This window comes from Chryseobacterium sp. MYb328 (assembly GCF_037572595.1).
In the GTDB taxonomy this organism is placed as follows: Bacteria; Bacteroidota; Bacteroidia; order Flavobacteriales; family Weeksellaceae; genus Chryseobacterium; species Chryseobacterium pennae.
In genome coordinates this window covers 35885-52265 of sequence record NZ_JBBGZQ010000032.1, presented here as the reverse complement: position 1 = coordinate 52265, position 16381 = coordinate 35885, and the positions used below count along the sequence as shown (strand labels likewise).

Below are 16381 nucleotides of genomic sequence, written 5' to 3'. Positions count from 1 at the left end.
ATTTTTAGTAGAGCTCGCATCATTCTTCTCTACTTGTTTTGTATTAGTTGTTATATTGTCTTCAACTAAAGAATTGCTTAGTATTATGCTTTCTGTATTAAAAAATGTTTGATTTTGAATAACCTTATCTTGTTTGAAATTTTTAATTTGTTCAAGAAATTTTTTAACATTTTGAGAAATGAGAATTGGGTTTTTTGTAATTTCAAATTTTGTAGACAAATGATGTATAAAAGCTAAAATTCTCTCTTCATCATTTATATAAAATCCAATTTCTCTAGGATCTAATGCTCCACCTTGGAATTCTTTACTTGATAAATCAAAATTAGGTGTGAAAATCGCAGCATGTTCATTTTCTATTATCCATGCAGCCCCCATTTCATTTAAACAAGCAACACTTCTATAGTATTCTTCAGAAAGTAGGTATATTACAAAGGGATTTTCTGTAATTTGTGATTTTAGCCATTTGAAAATGTTTTGGCCAATAGGAATTCCATATGCTGTATTACTAGTAAATGTAATTTCATTTTCTTTCACTCCTAAACTACGAAGTAATTCTACAAGAGAGTTACCAAAATTCTTATCTTTTGAGGAGTGTGAAATAAATATTTTCATACTTAGTTATTAGTTTTGTTATTAGAAATGTGTTTTTTTGTACAAATAAATTAATTGTTATTTTTTTAACTTTTTATTCTCTTCTTTCAAAGTTTCAATTTGTTCTTCTAAAACCTTAATATAACTTTGTAAATTTTCTACGATAGAATCCGGAATACTATGGAAGTGGTTAAAGTAACTACCAGCATTATCATTGAAAGTAGTATTGTCATGGTTGTTATGAACGATTGCTGTTTTCCTTTCTTCTTTTATCTCTTCTACAGGAACATCAAGTGCTTTTGCAAGCTTTTCCCATTCATCATCATATATTCTTACTTCGTCATTCTCTTTTCGAGAGTAATTTGAAACATCTGTCGAGATGATTTTAGACATATATTCCTCTGTGTAGCCTCTTTGCTTTCTTAGACTTTTTAGCTTTTCCATAACGACCTTTTTATTTGTGTCTTTATACAAATAAAAAAAAATGGAGTAGAACTTAAAATCTATTTACTGAATGCACTTTGATATTTCTCCAATACATTCCATATTCCATAAAAAGCATCATTTCCTTTCTTATCCGAGAAATTGGTATTGAAGATCATAATTCTTCCCAGATTATTCTTAGGATCAAAAAATAGCATAGACATTACGCCCGGATCTCCACCCGTATGGCCAATATAGCCTGTATAGCCAAATCCCATAAATATTCCCACATTATAAGATTCACTGTAAGGATTTTGAGTATTTCTTTCTGTAAAATTAGTGGCAGAAAGTAGCGGCGTGAAGTATTCTTTATAGCTTTTCCGGTTCAAAATTGTTCCTTTTCCGTTATATCCTTTAATCAGTTCAGTTAAATATTTACTAAGGTCATTAATACTGGTAATAAATCCTCCATCAGGATAGGTTGCTGAAAGATAGTAGGGAAGTACCGTCTTAGGGTTTTCATAAAGTCTGGAGAATTTCGAAAACTGAATATCCTCAAACTTCCATCCTGAATCGTTCATCTGCAAAGGATTCAGAATGTATTCTTTTGTAAATGCACTGAACTCCTGCCCGGTTGCCTGTTCAATAATAAATGCAGCTAAAGCAGTTCCCACATTGGAATATTCATATATTGTTCCTGGCTTATGCAATGAAAAACTATTCTTATTCCACTTTCCGTTTTCTGCCAGAACATTTTTAAGGAATGCAGCCATGGTGATGATCGAATCAGAAGTATTAAATACCTGCTCGTCATCAAAGTTAAGCTTTGCTCCATTTAGATTTTGGTTTGGTTTCAGGAAATAGTTTTTAGATAAATAAAATTCATTATCCAGAATAGAAGAAGTATGAGTGGCTAGTTGACGTATAGTAATGGATGTTTCTGGAAATTTTGGATTGATGACTTTAAATGGTAAATATTTCTGTATTGGATCATCCAAATTCAATTTTCCCAACTCATGAGCTTTCAGAAGAGCAATTCCAACCAATGTTTTAGAAACAGAAGCAATATTTTGAATGGTATTGATGGTGTAGGGTTTCTTTTCTTTTATATCTGAAAAGCCAAATCCTTTCTGATAAAGTGTTGATTGGTCATTAACAATAGAAACGGAAAAACCGTTAAAATTCCCCTGTTGATATATTTTATTGATTTCCAGATCTAAAGAATCGTTTGTCTTATAGGAAACAGGGTGTGAATTGGTTTTCATGGTCTGACATGAAATCAATGATAGAGAAGTCATAAATAAGATGAAATACTTTCTCATAAGCTTTTAATAATAAGACATTTGTGTAGAGTGTTTTGTTACATTATGATTAGAGAATCATATGAGAAGTTAAGAAAATTTTCCAATCTTACTATTAGAACTATAAAACTCATGTGTCTTTTGTGGTTTCAAAAAATAGGTAATAAAAAAAGAGAAACATTCCAGTTTCTCTTTTTTTTTCTCCAGTGAAGAAGTCTTTTTTTAATTGTATTTCTTCCGTTATTAGTTTTCCAATACCGGAATAATATGTCCCCAATTCAGCTGCTTTGCATAATCCAATGCCGTTTTTCCGGTTTTGGATTGAAGGCTTTTATCAGCGCCAGCTTCCAATGCGGCCTGTACTGTGGTTAAGTTTCCGGCAATGGTTTCCCGGTGAAGAAGAGTCTGGCCGTTTTCATCTACAAGTTTAATCTCATCAGGATATTCTTGCAAAAATTTCACAAAATCTTCTTTCATATTTCTGCTCATCGGATGCTCTACAAGATTTTCAGGCTCCTCGTTCTGGTTGTTAACCAAAAGAATATCGTTGAAATCTCCGAAATCCAGCTGCCAGGCATTGTCATGATCATTTCTTTCCGGTGCTGACATGTCTGAACGCATTTTTTGAATGGTAAATCCACCGTAAGCTTTTGGAAGAGGATCTGCTGATGAAGAGAATAATTTCGAAATACCTTTAGGTTTCTTTACATGGGGAGTAATCGCAAAAAGCCAGTCACTGATGTCAGTAAGAGGAATGTCAATATAATCACCCACCTGAACATTGCCAAGGGTATTGGGCTCATTGATCAGGTATCCGGTTACACGGTCACCATCAAAATTAACGTCATTGATCCACATATGTTCAACATTGTTTTCTCCTGTTTCTGTTTCTTCCGAAAACATTACTTTTACGCATGAGACATTAAGCCCGGGGATAATTCTTCTGTATTCCCAGGATTGTTCACGCCAGAAATATTTAAAAGTTTCCTGTGCTTTCTTATAGGCTTCGATCATTTGCGGATCATCTCCATCCGCCCAAAATATAGGATTGTCTTCCATAGAATAAATTGTGGTTTGTTTGATGTATTGTAAAAATATTTCTAATCCTGATAGGCTTCTTTCGGAAGTAATGCAGCTGTTTTATAATAGGAAATATCTGTGGGAAAATGATCCTGAAGCTCATGGAATGTTTCGTAGTCATAGTGAGCCCAGTTCTGTTCATTATCAGGATCTGAAGTTTTATCAATAGCGAGTTCCAGTTTTCCGTCTTCCTGATAGCTGCACTCTATAGCTGCATATTTTTCTCCATTTTCATCAGTTGTATACCAGCATTTTACAGTTCTTTCAAGCTGGGGTTCCTGCGTTTCATTGTCAATAACCTGAGAGCATATGAAATTTTCAGGATCATCAGCTTTGAAAACAGTTTTGGAAACCAGAGGCAGGTCGTCTACAGACAGTGAATAGAGTTTACTGGTGGAAATAATAAATCCGTCAGCAATTTCCTTTTTTTCGATGTCAAAGAAATCTGATTTTTCTTTTAGATATTCCAAAGTTTTCTCTTCATTGTCGCCTTCATGTAAGAAATAATTAATATTGTATATACTGTCTTCGTTGATGAATTCAATCTCTTTCAGTATATCAGAATCACTTTCGTAATAATACAGGTGATATTCGTCAAGCTTCATAGCTTTACTTTTGGAGATAACTTCTCCAAAAATGTTTTTGTACACTTTTCTCATTTTTAATCATGTTTAGTTTCATTATTAGTTTAAGTGGTATAAAGCAAAGATAGTTTTCTTTTTTATCTTTACCTAAAGTGTAAAACGGTATTTATTTCGTAATTATTTCATATGTCCTTTATAAAATCCTCATACTCGTAATAAAACCTTTCAAATCCATCCATTTTATCTACGAAGAATTCAAAAATTTCCTGCCATGTATTTCTGTTGAAAATTGAAACACCATTTTTTTCCACCCAAATCCTGCTGATGACTTTCCCATTTTCCAATGTGAAATATTCGTCTTTCTGAAAATCTCCGATGAAGTCTTTTAAAATATCTTCCAAAGACCATATTTTCTCATAATAAGCATTACGGAACACCTCGTCTTTCATTTCTATATCAAAAGAAACCTCTACTTTTTTGTTATCTGCAGAGAATTTAAATGCCATATCCTTTACCTTAGTGTCATAAAGGATCCATTTTCTTGGAAAGGATTTTCCAAAAGCTGTCCAAAATTCCTTTTTTATTTGTTGCGCTTCTTGTTTACTGAACATAGGACAAACATAATGATTTAATAGGAAAAAGGCAAAACTGTAGAGCTGTAAAAAGGTGAAAATAAAAGTCGGTTATTAGTCTTTTTGCAATTTTGCCTTTTACCTTAAACATATTAAACAATTTTCTTATTTTTGCTGTGATGCTATCAAAAAAATCTCAATATGCGTTTAAGGCTCTTTCATATCTTGTAGAAAAAAGAAATGAAGGCCCAATTCTTATTTCCGAAATTGCGGAACACAAAAAAATACCTTTAAAGTTTTTAGAAAATATTCTGCTTGAACTGAAAAAAGCGGAGATCCTTGACAGTAAAAAAGGAAAAGGGGGTGGATATTTCCTTAAAGAAAACCCTGAGAATGTGAAACTTGCTAAAATCATCCGTCTTGTGAATGGGCCCATTGCTATGCTTCCATGTGTAAGTCTGAACTTTTATGAAAAATGTGAAGACTGTAACGAAGATCACTGTGGCTTGCATGATGTACTGATTGAAGTTCGGGACGCTTCACTGAATATCCTGGAGAGTAAAACTTTAATGGATCTGGTCGATTGACCTGGTCCTTTTTTTTGAATAATTAGTCTACTTGTTTTGTAGGATAATATTTTTATTGGATATTTGCATCACTTCAAAAGAATAAACTATGATTCCAAAAGAAGATGCAGATAATATGGAGCCATTGATGGCAGGAGGGATGCTGAATAATACAATTATTCTGATCACCGATATAGGAAGTATTAAAGAATATAAATTTAAAATTCCGGAACGATGGTGATTTCAAGAAAGATTCAGATAAGGCTCAATGTATTGTTTGTTACACTTGCTATTGTATCGGTTGCTGTTTTTTCTTTGTATGAATTGGGCTACTTTGATGAGCTGCAACAGATTCTGGCGAAAGATCATTATATTTTTTACTGGATGCTTCTTGTAGGTGTTTTTGCAGAAATTGTAGCTGGGTCAATGGGAATGGGATATGGAGTGATCTGTACAACCACACTGCTGCTCCTGAATATTCCGCCTCATATTGTAAGTGCAAGTATTCACTCCGCAGAAAGCTTTACTACAGCTGCGGGAAGCGTAAGTCATATTAAACTTAAGAATGTAAGCAAAAGCCTGGTAAAGAAATTGGCTGTTCCTGCAGTTATTGGAGCGGTTATCGGAGCGGTGAGTCTTACTTACCTCGGAGAATACTATGCAAAAATCACCAAAACAGGTATTGCTTTCTATACTCTATATCTTGGATTTCAAATTCTTTCCAATGCTTTTAAAGAAAAACAGAGTAAAGCCCTTAAAAGAAAGACCAACCTGACAAGGCTGGGAGTGATCGGAGGATTTATAGACTCTTTTGCAGGTGGAGGATGGGGACCTTTAGTGACCGGAACTCTTATTAAAAATGCCTTTACCCCAAGATTTGCAGTAGGAAGTTCAACTGTTGCGAAGTTTATTCTGACCGTTACAGCTGCTGTTACCTTTTTCCTTACCCTTGGAATCCAGCACTGGAATATTATTCTCGGGCTTCTGATTGGAGGAATTATAACAGCTCCTTTCTCAGCCATGCTTACCGCAAAGCTTCCGGTGAAGAAAATGTTTCTTGTGATTGGAGTATTGGTAATCGTGATGAGCTCTATAACTATTTATAAATCAGTGTTCAGCTAAAAATATGCTTTAATAGGTAAAAATAAAAGGGCCAAAAATAAATTTGATTTTGAAAATATTTTACTTTTACATCAATAAATATTAGAATATGAACTTACATATCATTGCACTTTTTAAGTTTAATGAAAATTATCTGATGGAAGCGGTGGAGCTTTTTCAAAACCTGGTAAAGGAAACGAGAAAAGAAGAAGGCTGCCTGCAGTACGACCTTGTTGAAGATAAAGATAACAAAGGAACATTCTTCCTGATCGAACTTTGGGAAAGTGTAGAACACCACAACAGACACAACGGGCAGGATCACCTGCTGGATTTCCGCAAGGATGCTTCCAGAATTATGGAAAGTGGAGTAGAGGTTTACAAAGGCTTTAAAATATATTAAATAATATGAATTTGTTTAGTTTAAAGTTGGAAGCTGTAAGAAAGAGGCTGGAAGTTACTTTTAGTCATATAACTACCGATTGTCATTAAGACTTCTTAAAAAGAGGAAAATCAAAAGGCAGATCTTTGTTTAAAGCCTTAGATTTCTTTAGTTTAGCTTTATACTTGGCAAAATCAGGAATTTTTACCTGATCTCGATAGAATAATACAATAAAAGGCGGCTTCAGTATTCTGAAACCGCCTTTTTATTAGAAAAAATAGAAAGTATTTTGAGTAAAATATTATTTCACAATAAGTTTTTTCGTTTCCGAAGTTCCTCCGTAGGTAATTTTTACCATATAATTTCCTGAAGGAAGGTGAGACAGATTCAGGTCTTCTCTGTAAAATCCGGTTTGATTGCTTAATTCAGCAGAATGTACCTTTTTTCCGGTAAGGTCATATACTTCTACACTCCCTTTATTGTTTGCCTTTTCTTTTACATCAAACAGAACGGTTACTCTTTTATCTGCCGTTGTCGGGTTAGGATAAATCCCAAAAGATGCTTTTTTGCTTACTTCAGTAATCCCTAACGTTCCTGTGATTTTTTTGTATTTGAAATACATATTTCCGGTTTGCATACCTTCATTGGAAGTGAAATACATTCTGTAGTAATCTGATCCCTGCTTAATATAGTAAACTGCATCCGTATAAACCCCGGAAGTTGGCTTCCATGAGTGTCCGATGGTTGTAATATTGCTAGAGAACGTAGCAGGTAAAGTTCCTGTTGCTACTGCCTGTGTTTCCGGTCTTACTTTTGCCACTGAAATAGTAGGGCTTTGAATAACACCAGCCATTCTGTATTTCATGGTTTGTGGATTTCCCTGTGGGTCTGTATAAGGATAATCTGTAAAATATCTGGTGAACATTAGATCCCATGAGTTTCTTGAAGGCTCCATATCAGGAACTTTTGCCCCGGAATCAAATGAGAAATAATTGAAGTAAGAATCGTCTGTCCCATTAGCTAAGGTTCTTGTTTCAGTAGGGCCCCATGCTGTACCGTTCCACTTTGAATATTTAAAAGTATACCCCATATAGGCATCTTCAATGGCAAACTTAATATAAGTTCCTGTAGCATATTTCAGAACGAAAATTGCTTTTCCTATGATATGATGCGTCAGTGGATTGTAAACTCCCCATCCTGTAGACGGAATATTAGGATTAGGAGCGGTTATAGGTCCCTGTTCAAGAGCACCAATACTCCAGTCAGTAGTCTGGTCAGGGTTATAAAGCGGCTCTCCCCATGAAGCTTCATTGCTGATGCTGATATTATCCCATTCAGCTAAGCTGGTGGCAGCTGTATATACTTCGATGTTTTTCGCATCATTAATTCTTGTTCCTGCAGTGTAAATAGAATTTCTGAAGAAAGCTATATCCCATGAATTTGCTGGTTGAGAAACGATATTCCCATTTGAAAAAGTAAAGAATGTACGGTTCTGGTATCCATTCCCCATCGTCATATTTGCCTGCGTATATCCTAATGCATCTGTCTGTGCCAAAACGGTCTGTTGAACAGTAAGGGCAAACATTGAAGCCAATAATAGTTTTGTTTTCATAATTTATTTTTAAATTATTATTTAGAATTATTCCACAAAAGTATATAATTATTTTTAATCATTCTAAATAAAAACATGATTTTTATCTTGTTTTTTTTGTAGCCGTGTAGGAGAGAGGAAATAAGGAATGCTTTAAAAATACCATGAATACTGGCTTTTATATTGAATGTTGTCATTTTTTTTAACTTCATCTTTTTATTTTACTTTTAGAATTGTTTTTTTGAAAAAGACTGACTGATAATTTGCTGTAAGCCCTTTCAATACTGGGATGTTTAATACAAGTATCAATTTTACTCAACTATTTTTATTTAGAATTATTCCACTAAGTGATATATTTATTTTTACTTGTTCTAAATAAAGCTTTATATTTGTCGAAAATTTTTTACCCTTATGAAGAAGAAAGTGCTTTCCATTCTGTCATTATCCGCTGTATTTTGGATGAATGCGCAAAAAAAGGATTCTCTTAATCAAAAGAATGTTGAAGAAGTTGTTATTACAGGACAGTATAAACAACAGGCTATCAATAAGTCTATCTACAAAGTAGATGTCATAGACGCCATACAGATCAAAAATATGGCAGCCACCAATGTTGCTGATGTTTTAAATCAAAGTCTTAACATTCAGGTTACTCCAGATTCCCGTTCAGGGAATTCTACAGCCAATATCATGGGACTTAATGGAGACTATGTGAAAGTTCTGATAGACAATATTCCGATAGTAGGAGATACTGGACTGGGAAGTAATATTGACCTTACCAAAATTGCTCTAAGTAATATTGAGCGTATTGAAATTGTGAAGGGAAGTATGGGAGTAGAATACGGAAATGGAGCCGTAGCAGGGGTAATTAATATTATTACAAAGAAAAATAATACAAAAAAGGTTAGTGTAAGAGGCTCCCTTCAGGAAGAAACAGTAAGGGATAATTATGATCTTAAGAAAAAAGGACAAGGAAGACATATTCAGAATCTTAATGTTGATTATAATATTAATAATGAATGGTTTGCCAATGTGAATTTCAATCATAACCAATTCATGGGTTATGAAGGAAACAGTGAAGGGTATAAATATTTCGGACAGGATAATAGAAGAGGTTACGAGTGGAATCCGAAAGATCAGTACGAATCTTCTGCCCTGGTAAGATATTCCAAGAATAAAACATCATTTTTCTATAAAGTGTCTTATTTGAAAGAAAACTTCAATTTTTATAATCCAGAGGTAAACAGACGACCACTGAATGACGGATTAGGTGGAGTAGAATATGAAAGTAGGGATAGAAAATATAATACAGACCGTTGGCTTCATCAGTTCAATATACAGACAAATCTGGGACATATCCGGTATATGGGGGATTTCTCCTTCCAAAACCAGGACAGAAAATACTTTGACTACAATTATGATATCCCGAACAGAACAATCAAGAGTCAGCAGGACGAAAAATCATATTATAAAACAGATGTGATCTACTCAAGAGGAATGTTTAGTAATTTCCTGGATAGTAAAACCTTTGATTTCCAGCTTGGCTATGAATTGGATTATACCAGCGGGTATGCAGCACTGATTGCCGGAGATTTCTTTGGTGAGGCTGTGAAAAGAAAAATATTTACCTATTCCAATTTCCTTTCTGCAGAATGGAATATTTCAGACCGGTTTTCTGTGAGACCGGGGCTAAGGCTTTCTTTGAGTGAAAACTTTGATAATCAGTATAACTATTCCCTTTCTGCCAGATATAAAACTTCCGAAAATTCAAATTTGAGGGCTGTTGTAGGTTCTGCCAACCGTTTTCCTAAATATGATGAGCTGTATACCTATTTTGTAAATCTTAATCATGATATTCAGGGAAATCCAAATTTAAAACCGGAAACAGGGTTTTCAATAGGAGCATTTTGGGATCAGACCTTTAGAACGGCTAATGACTGGCGAATTGGTTATAGTGTAGATGCATTATACCTTGATGTACGTGACAGAATCGATATGATGGTCATCAAGCAACCTTCTACTTATCAATACATGAATGTCAATAAGTATAAGAATATGTTGTTATCTGCCAATGTAGACTTCAGAAAAGATCAGTTTGCTTTTTCCATAAGAGGAGCAGTGAATGGGAGATCCATCACGTTGAATGAAGTAGTTACGAATGATTCTTCGGATAAGTTCCAATACATTGTGCAGGCAGGTGCTTCTGCAACTTATAAACTCAAAAAGACAGACACCAACTTTTCACTTTACTATAAATATACCGGAGAGGATAGACTTTATGTTGCTGATACAGCAGGAGGTGTCCGTTTAGGTATAACAGACGCATTCCATATGATGGATTTTATTGTAAGTCAGCCATTCTGGAATAATCATTTTGAGATTTCTGCAGGAGTTAAAAACATTTTTGATGTGACAAGTGTAAAATCTAGTGCTGTTGCAGGTTCAGCTCATACTGCAGCCTCTGGAACAGTTAATTTATACTATGGCAGAAGCTATTTTGCAAGACTAATGTTTCAATTTTAAATAAGACTATTATGAAGTATTTAAAAATATTATCTCTCCTTTCTATTATGGCAGCCACGCAGTCATGCCTTTCTGCTGATGATGATCCGGTGGCCGTTCGCCCTATGACAGGATCAGAAGTGAATGTAACACTGGGAGGCGCTACAGAACCTAACCAGGTTTGGATTGATTTAAGTGAACATGAGAATCCTAATATTAATAAAAGAACAGACTGGGACCTTGGGTTTTATTCAGGAGATGATTTCAGGGTAAGTATTAACGGTTCTCTTGCGATGACCGTTATTAAGATTCCCAATGCTACAGACCTTAATAAAGTAAAGGCAAACAATGTAGAAAGCTTAAAAGAGATTGCTCAGGTAGGAACTTTCGATGCCGAAAACCTGAAGTATATTGACAATCCGAATGGAGATTTCCTGAAACAGACTACAGGAATTGATGCTATCAAGGCCAACGATGCAGATAATCCGATCTACCTGGTGAATATGGGCAGAGAAATACCGGCTGGAGGGAATGTAGCTGCAGGAACTGTTTCATTATCAGGAGATGAGAGAGGCTGGAAGAAAATGCAGATCCTGAGAGCCCCGAATGGGTACAAAATCCGTTATGCTGATCTCAATGCAGAGAACGAAAATATCAAAGAATATATTATTACCAAAGATCCTGAATATAATTTTACATTCTTTAATCTTAAAACAGGAACTCCGGTAAAAATACAACCTAAAAAGAAAAAATGGGATCTGGCGTTTACTACCTTCACCAATGAAGTATTTATGGGGGCAAACAGTGCCGGAAGTTATTTCTATGCAGACTTTATTGTAACCAATACTCTTAATGGAGTAGGAGCCTATCAGGTAAATGCTACGGGAAGTTTGGATGAAGCCTACAGTGCGTTCAAACTAAAAGATGTAGATCCTTCTAAATTTGTTTTCAATGACCACAGAGCTATTGGAGATAAATGGAGAACTACTACCGGAACATCAACGAATCCTACAGCCTTTGTATACTCAGACCGTTTCTTTGTATTGAAAGATGCAGAAGGTTTCTATTTTAAGCTGAGATTCAATACAATGAAAAATAGCAAATCAGGCGAACGTGGTTTCACCAATTTTGAATTTGATCCTTTATAACAAATTCAGATAATTGTATCAGAATTAGAAAAAATAAAATATCTATCTATGAAGAAATTTATCCTTGCAGCTTCTGTTCTTGTAGCAGTGTATTCATGCAAAAAAGAAGAAGGTGCAAAAAAAGAAAATACAACAGAAGCTTCTTCTGAAGCTCCAAAAAGCAATAATAAAATTGTAACACTAAACGGTGGAATTACAGAAATCGTAAGTGCTTTAGGTCACGAAAAAGAAATTGTAGGAACAGATGTTACCAGTACTTATCCTGCAAGCTTAAAAACGACAGCTGAAAACCTTGGACATGTAAGATCTATAACGATTGAGCCGATTATGGCAGTAAATCCTACTTTAATTCTGGCTTCAGATAAGGATATCAATCCAGAACTAATGGGAAAAATCAAATCATCCGGGATCAAAGTAGATATCTTTAAGCAGGAATATACTGCCGATGGTACTAAAAAACTGATTGAAGAGGTAGCAAAAGCAATTGGAAATACAGATTATAAGAAATTAACTGATAAAATAGATGAAGACCTGAAGCAGGTTCAGCCACTGGCTAAAAAACCTAAAGTATTATTCATCTATGCAAGAGGAAATATGCTGATGGTAGCAGGTAAAAATACCCCAATGGCATCATTGATTAATCTGGCAGGTGGAGAAAATGCAGTGAATGAATTTGAAGATTTCAAACCGTTGACGCCGGAAGCCGTGGTAAAAGCTAATCCTGATGTACTGTTCTTCTTTGAAACAGGATTGCAGGGAGCAGGAGGAAACGAAGGTGCTCTTAAGATGCCAGGAGTTTCCCAGACAAACGCCGGAAAAAATAAGAAGATCATCGCAATGGATGGAGGATTAGTTTCAGGTTTTGGACCGAGACTAGGAGAAGCAGTAGTTGGATTAAACAAACTTTTAATTGAGAACACAAAGTAAATTATACTTTTACATGACAATAAGTACCATATTGCTTGCTATCATAGCAGTATGGTCTATTAATACAGGGGTTTACGATTTTGGTGGTAAATCTGCATTTAATGTTTTAGGAAAAGTAATACAGGGAGATTCTGATTTATCATTGAGTGATAAATATGTAGTTTTGGATGTAAGAGCAGCCAGAATTGTTATGGCTATTTTAATTGGAGGAATGCTTTCAGTTTCTGGAACAAGCCTGCAGGGGCTTTTCAAAAATCCTCTGGCAACAGGAGATTTAATAGGTCTTACATCGGGAGCTACGCTATTAGCTGCTATTGCGATTGTTTTAGGTGGACATTTTAAAGAGTACCTTCCTGAAGCCGTACAGTTTTCGCTGGTAGGAATTTCTGCTTTCATAGGATCTTTTTTATCCATGATGCTGGTATACAGGATTTCAACAAGCGGAGGAAAGACCAATGTAGTTATGATGTTGTTGACAGGTGTTGCCATTACGGCAATAGGTTTTTCAATTACAGGTTTTTTAATATACATTTCAAAAGATGAACAGCTTAGAGACCTTACATTCTGGAATTTGGGAAGTTTAGCTGCAGCAACATGGACGAAGAATATTATTCTTGGGATTGTTATGATTGGAGCGTATATTATTTTACTGCCTAAAGGAAAAGCTTTAAATGCAATGATGTTAGGGGAGAAAGATGCTCAGCATTTAGGAATCAATGTAGAAAGGCTGAAGAAGCAAATTATTATCATTGTAGCATTAATGGTAGGAAGCTGCGTTGCATTTTCAGGAACAATAGGCTTTGTAGGACTTATCGTCCCTTATATTTTAAGACTGTTGTTCAAGTCCAATTATACATTCATCCTGCCTTTGTCTGCAGTATGTGGAAGTATATTACTTCTGACGGCAGATACATTCAGCAGAAGTATTGTAGAGCCCTCAGAATTACCAATAGGGATCTTGACGGCTTTAATGGGTGGACCTATTTTTATCGCTATTTTGGTTAAATTTAAAAAGGCACTGTAATGATTAAGGCACATCAGATTAATTATAAGCATAAAGAATTCCGTATTCTGGATGGGGTAGATGTCTCATTGGAATATGGCGAGTTTTTAGCAATTGTAGGGCCCAACGGAGCAGGAAAATCAAGTCTTCTAAGTGTTTTGGCTCATGAAGTGAAAACTGAAAAGCAAAAAGTCTTATTTAAAGATAAACCCATTGAAGACTGGAATGTAAAAGAACTTTCTATGCATAAAGCCAAGTTTTCACAGCATAACAGTAACGATATTCCTCTTGAGGTAAAAGATGTAGTGATGATGGGAAGATATCCTTATTTTGATGCACAGCCTGGAAAAGAAGACCTTGAAGCGATGAATAATAAGATGTATGAAACAGATATTTTTCATCTAAAAGAAAGAGAATATAACTCTCTTTCAGGAGGAGAAAAACAGCGTGTACACCTTTCACGGGTAATGGCACAACTGGAAAATGATATTGCTCATAAACTGGTTTTTCTGGATGAACCTTTGAATAATCTGGATATAAAACATCAATATAAAGCACTGGAAATTATTAAAAATTTTACAAAGAAAGCAAACAGTGCGATTGTTGTTCTCCATGATCTGAATCTTGCCGCTCAGTTTGCAGATAAAATTTTATTAATGAAATCAGGGCAGGTTTCCGCTTATGGAACTCCACAGGAAGTTTTTACAGCAGAAAATATCAGCAATGCTTATAATTTCCCATGTACCATTTGTGACCACCCTATTACAAATAACCCAATGATCATTTTTGGATAACCATGGAAAAAGAAGAACTAAAAATCCTCGCACAGCATCTTGCCAATCCTCAGGGAGAAAAAGGCATAGAAGTCGGTGAAATGATGAATGCAACTAACATCAGTATGACATTAGAAAGTATCAGAACTCTTTTGATAGAAGATGATGAAAGTATCCTTGAAATAGGACACGGAAATGCTGATCATGTGAAGAGTATTTTAAACCTGGCTAAAGGATTGAAGTACACGGGGATTGATATTTCTGAAACCATGCATCTGGAAGCCAAAAGACTGAATCAGGGATTTGAAAAACAGGCTGATTTTGTTTTATATGAAGGATCAGAACTTCCTTTTGAGGACCAGACCTTTGATAAAATATTTACAGTTAATACCGTTTATTTCTGGGAAAAGCCGGTTGAATTTTTAAATGAAATCTTCAGAGTTTTAAAGGATAACGGAACGCTTGTTTTAACGTTCGTACAAAGACAGTCCATGGAAAAACTACCATTTACAGCCTATAATTTCACTCTTTACAGCAATGATGAAATGGAAGAATTGATTTCCAAAAGCCATTTCAAAAGAATGAGGACTTCTGAAAAAGAAGAAGAAACAAAAAGCAAAACAGAAAACGAAACAATAAAAAGAATCTATACAATTTTAACTATAAAAAAATAAAATAATGAGCATATTAGTTAATGATTTAAAGGAAAAATGGGAAGCTCTGAAAGCAGAAAATCCACATGTAAGAATAAGAAACGCTGCTGCACAGTTTGGAGTAAGCGAGGCTGAATTACTGGTAACCAGTGTAGGAGAAGGAGTAACTGTTTTGAATCCTGATTTTCCGGGAATTCTTACAGCTGCAGAGCAACTGGGAAAAGTAATGGCTCTTACCCGTAATGATGAATGTGTTCATGAAAGAAAAGGAATCTATCTGAACGGAGATTTCAGCAGCCCGCATGCACAGCTTTTCGTAGGAGAAGATATTGATCTTAGAATTTTCCTTAATCACTGGAAGTTTGCCTTTTCTGTAGTAGAGGGAGATAAAAAAAGCCTTCAGTTCTTTGGAAAAGACGGATTGGCATTGCATAAAATATACCTGACTAAAAAGAGTGAGGAAGCTGCTTTTGATGCTATTATTGAAAAATTTAAAGCCGAAGATCAGAATCAGACTTTCACTTTTGAAGCGGTAGCTCCTAAACAGGCTGAAAAACCAGATGCTGAAATAGATATTGAAGGATTCAAAAAAGCATGGGCAGAATTAAAAGATACTCACGATTTCTTTATGATGACCAGAAAGTTTGGTGTAAGCAGAACTCAGGCTTTAAGATTGGCACCGGAAGGATTTACTCAGAAAATTGATAACTCAAAAGTAGTTAACATTCTTGAAGAAGCTTCAGAAAAGAGTACACCAATCATGGTTTTCGTTGGAAACAGAGGAATTATCCAGATTCACACCGGAAACGTAAAGAAAACCCTTTGGCACCAGCAGTGGTTCAATGTAATGGATCCTGATTTTAACCTGCATCTTGATGTAACGAAAATTGCAGAAGCATGGATCGTGAAAAAACCTACTGAAGACGGAGAAGTAACTGCTATCGAAGTATTCAATAAAGAAGGTGACTTCATCGTTCAGTTCTTTGGAAAAAGAAAACCTGGAATTCCTGAACTTCAGGAGTGGAAAGACCTTGTAGCAACTCTTGAACAATAATAATTAGATGATTTTTAAGAGGGCCGTTTTGTTTGTAATATTCAAAGCGGTCTTTTTCTTTTAGATTTTGGAAACAATCATAAAGGATTGTAAAACAGTACCAAAATATTATGTAATTTGTGGTTAAATTAAAATA

General features: G+C 35.1%; 18 protein-coding genes. 11 read left to right on the top strand and 7 right to left on the bottom strand.

The window, feature by feature from the left end:
* From WH267_RS23175 to WH267_RS23150, 6 genes are all read right to left on the bottom strand, one after another.
* Positions 1–612 (bottom strand): toll/interleukin-1 receptor domain-containing protein (locus WH267_RS23175; RefSeq protein WP_340011295.1); only part of this gene is annotated, 612 nt, incomplete at its 3' end.
* Between the two features lie 57 nt (positions 613–669).
* Positions 670–1035: a helix-turn-helix domain-containing protein gene (locus WH267_RS23170; RefSeq protein ID WP_340011293.1), complete on the bottom strand. Its 366-nt coding sequence runs from the start codon at positions 1033–1035 to the stop codon at positions 670–672.
* 59 nt (positions 1036–1094) lie between these two features.
* The gene (locus WH267_RS23165; protein ID WP_340011291.1) at positions 1095–2336 is read right to left on the bottom strand and encodes a serine hydrolase domain-containing protein; all 1242 of its coding nucleotides are present in this window, start codon (positions 2334–2336) and stop codon (positions 1095–1097) included.
* A gap of 222 nt (positions 2337–2558) precedes the next feature.
* Positions 2559–3374, bottom strand: coding sequence for a DUF2314 domain-containing protein (locus WH267_RS23160; RefSeq protein WP_340011290.1), 816 nt, complete (start codon positions 3372–3374; stop codon positions 2559–2561).
* Between the two features lie 41 nt (positions 3375–3415).
* Positions 3416–4054, bottom strand: coding sequence for a hypothetical protein (locus tag WH267_RS23155; RefSeq protein ID WP_340011289.1), 639 nt, complete (start codon positions 4052–4054; stop codon positions 3416–3418).
* Between the two features lie 107 nt (positions 4055–4161).
* Positions 4162–4590 (bottom strand): DUF4268 domain-containing protein, encoded by a 429-nt coding sequence (locus WH267_RS23150; protein ID WP_123319791.1) that lies wholly within the window; start codon positions 4588–4590, stop codon positions 4162–4164.
* A gap of 140 nt (positions 4591–4730) precedes the next feature.
* Between WH267_RS23150 and WH267_RS23145 the strand changes: the two genes are divergently transcribed.
* The 4 genes from WH267_RS23145 (at position 4731) to WH267_RS23130 (ending at position 6618) form a co-directional block, all read left to right on the top strand.
* Positions 4731–5138, top strand: coding sequence for an RrF2 family transcriptional regulator (locus tag WH267_RS23145; protein WP_114820611.1), 408 nt, complete (start codon positions 4731–4733; stop codon positions 5136–5138).
* An 88-nt stretch (positions 5139–5226) separates the two neighbouring features.
* Complete coding sequence (locus tag WH267_RS23140; protein WP_340011284.1) at positions 5227–5358, top strand: hypothetical protein; 132 nt, start codon at positions 5227–5229, stop codon at positions 5356–5358.
* Positions 5352–6239, top strand: coding sequence for a sulfite exporter TauE/SafE family protein (locus WH267_RS23135; protein ID WP_123319790.1), 888 nt, complete (start codon positions 5352–5354; stop codon positions 6237–6239). Before WH267_RS23140 ends, WH267_RS23135 begins: the two co-directional genes overlap by 7 nt.
* 88 nt (positions 6240–6327) lie before the next feature.
* Entirely contained in the window at positions 6328–6618 is a 291-nt protein-coding gene (locus WH267_RS23130; protein WP_115971017.1) for a putative quinol monooxygenase, read from the top strand.
* A 280-nt stretch (positions 6619–6898) separates the two neighbouring features.
* Here the strand turns inward: WH267_RS23130 and WH267_RS23125 are convergent, their stop codons facing one another.
* Positions 6899–8209, bottom strand: a complete 1311-nt coding sequence (locus tag WH267_RS23125; RefSeq protein WP_340011279.1) for a T9SS type A sorting domain-containing protein — start codon at positions 8207–8209, stop codon at positions 6899–6901.
* A gap of 390 nt (positions 8210–8599) precedes the next feature.
* Between WH267_RS23125 and WH267_RS23120 the strand changes: the two genes are divergently transcribed.
* From WH267_RS23120 to WH267_RS23090, 7 genes are read left to right on the top strand one after another with little or no spacing between them, the layout of a single operon-like run.
* On the top strand, positions 8600–10708 hold the full coding sequence (locus WH267_RS23120; RefSeq protein WP_340011277.1) for a TonB-dependent receptor plug domain-containing protein: 2109 nt from the start codon (positions 8600–8602) through the stop codon (positions 10706–10708).
* Positions 10709–10719: 11 nt separating this feature from the next.
* Positions 10720–11835 (top strand): HmuY family protein, encoded by a 1116-nt coding sequence (locus WH267_RS23115; RefSeq protein ID WP_340011274.1) that lies wholly within the window; start codon positions 10720–10722, stop codon positions 11833–11835.
* A gap of 48 nt (positions 11836–11883) precedes the next feature.
* On the top strand, positions 11884–12762 hold the full coding sequence (locus WH267_RS23110; RefSeq protein ID WP_123319785.1) for a heme/hemin ABC transporter substrate-binding protein: 879 nt from the start codon (positions 11884–11886) through the stop codon (positions 12760–12762).
* Entirely contained in the window at positions 12746–13786 is a 1041-nt protein-coding gene (locus WH267_RS23105) for a FecCD family ABC transporter permease (protein WP_340011271.1), read from the top strand. The genes WH267_RS23110 and WH267_RS23105 overlap by 17 nt, the downstream gene beginning before the upstream one ends.
* Entirely contained in the window at positions 13786–14559 is a 774-nt protein-coding gene (locus WH267_RS23100) for a heme ABC transporter ATP-binding protein (RefSeq protein ID WP_340011269.1), read from the top strand. The genes WH267_RS23105 and WH267_RS23100 overlap by 1 nt, the downstream gene beginning before the upstream one ends.
* Before the next feature lie 2 nt (positions 14560–14561).
* Entirely contained in the window at positions 14562–15212 is a 651-nt protein-coding gene (locus tag WH267_RS23095; protein ID WP_340011268.1) for a class I SAM-dependent methyltransferase, read from the top strand.
* 4 nt (positions 15213–15216) lie between these two features.
* Positions 15217–16245, top strand: a complete 1029-nt coding sequence (locus WH267_RS23090) for a hemin-degrading factor (RefSeq protein WP_340011266.1) — start codon at positions 15217–15219, stop codon at positions 16243–16245.
* Positions 16246–16381 lie beyond the last annotated feature (136 nt).

Coding starts and splice junctions, on each gene's coding strand:
- WH267_RS23165 (WP_340011291.1), bottom strand. CDS start 2,336: ATGAGAAAGTATTTCATCTTATTTATGACTTCTCTATCATTGATTTCA.
- WH267_RS23100 (WP_340011269.1), top strand. CDS start 13,786: ATGATTAAGGCACATCAGATTAATTATAAGCATAAAGAATTCCGTATT.
- WH267_RS23160 (WP_340011290.1), bottom strand. CDS start 3,374: ATGGAAGACAATCCTATATTTTGGGCGGATGGAGATGATCCGCAAATG.
- WH267_RS23135 (WP_123319790.1), top strand. CDS start 5,352: ATGGTGATTTCAAGAAAGATTCAGATAAGGCTCAATGTATTGTTTGTT.
- WH267_RS23110 (WP_123319785.1), top strand. CDS start 11,884: ATGAAGAAATTTATCCTTGCAGCTTCTGTTCTTGTAGCAGTGTATTCA.
- WH267_RS23120 (WP_340011277.1), top strand. CDS start 8,600: ATGAAGAAGAAAGTGCTTTCCATTCTGTCATTATCCGCTGTATTTTGG.
- WH267_RS23150 (WP_123319791.1), bottom strand. CDS start 4,590: ATGTTCAGTAAACAAGAAGCGCAACAAATAAAAAAGGAATTTTGGACA.
- WH267_RS23140 (WP_340011284.1), top strand. CDS start 5,227: ATGATTCCAAAAGAAGATGCAGATAATATGGAGCCATTGATGGCAGGA.
- WH267_RS23170 (WP_340011293.1), bottom strand. CDS start 1,035: ATGGAAAAGCTAAAAAGTCTAAGAAAGCAAAGAGGCTACACAGAGGAA.
- WH267_RS23130 (WP_115971017.1), top strand. CDS start 6,328: ATGAACTTACATATCATTGCACTTTTTAAGTTTAATGAAAATTATCTG.
- WH267_RS23115 (WP_340011274.1), top strand. CDS start 10,720: ATGAAGTATTTAAAAATATTATCTCTCCTTTCTATTATGGCAGCCACG.
- WH267_RS23155 (WP_340011289.1), bottom strand. CDS start 4,054: ATGAGAAAAGTGTACAAAAACATTTTTGGAGAAGTTATCTCCAAAAGT.
- WH267_RS23125 (WP_340011279.1), bottom strand. CDS start 8,209: ATGAAAACAAAACTATTATTGGCTTCAATGTTTGCCCTTACTGTTCAA.
- WH267_RS23145 (WP_114820611.1), top strand. CDS start 4,731: ATGCTATCAAAAAAATCTCAATATGCGTTTAAGGCTCTTTCATATCTT.
- WH267_RS23090 (WP_340011266.1), top strand. CDS start 15,217: ATGAGCATATTAGTTAATGATTTAAAGGAAAAATGGGAAGCTCTGAAA.
- WH267_RS23095 (WP_340011268.1), top strand. CDS start 14,562: ATGGAAAAAGAAGAACTAAAAATCCTCGCACAGCATCTTGCCAATCCT.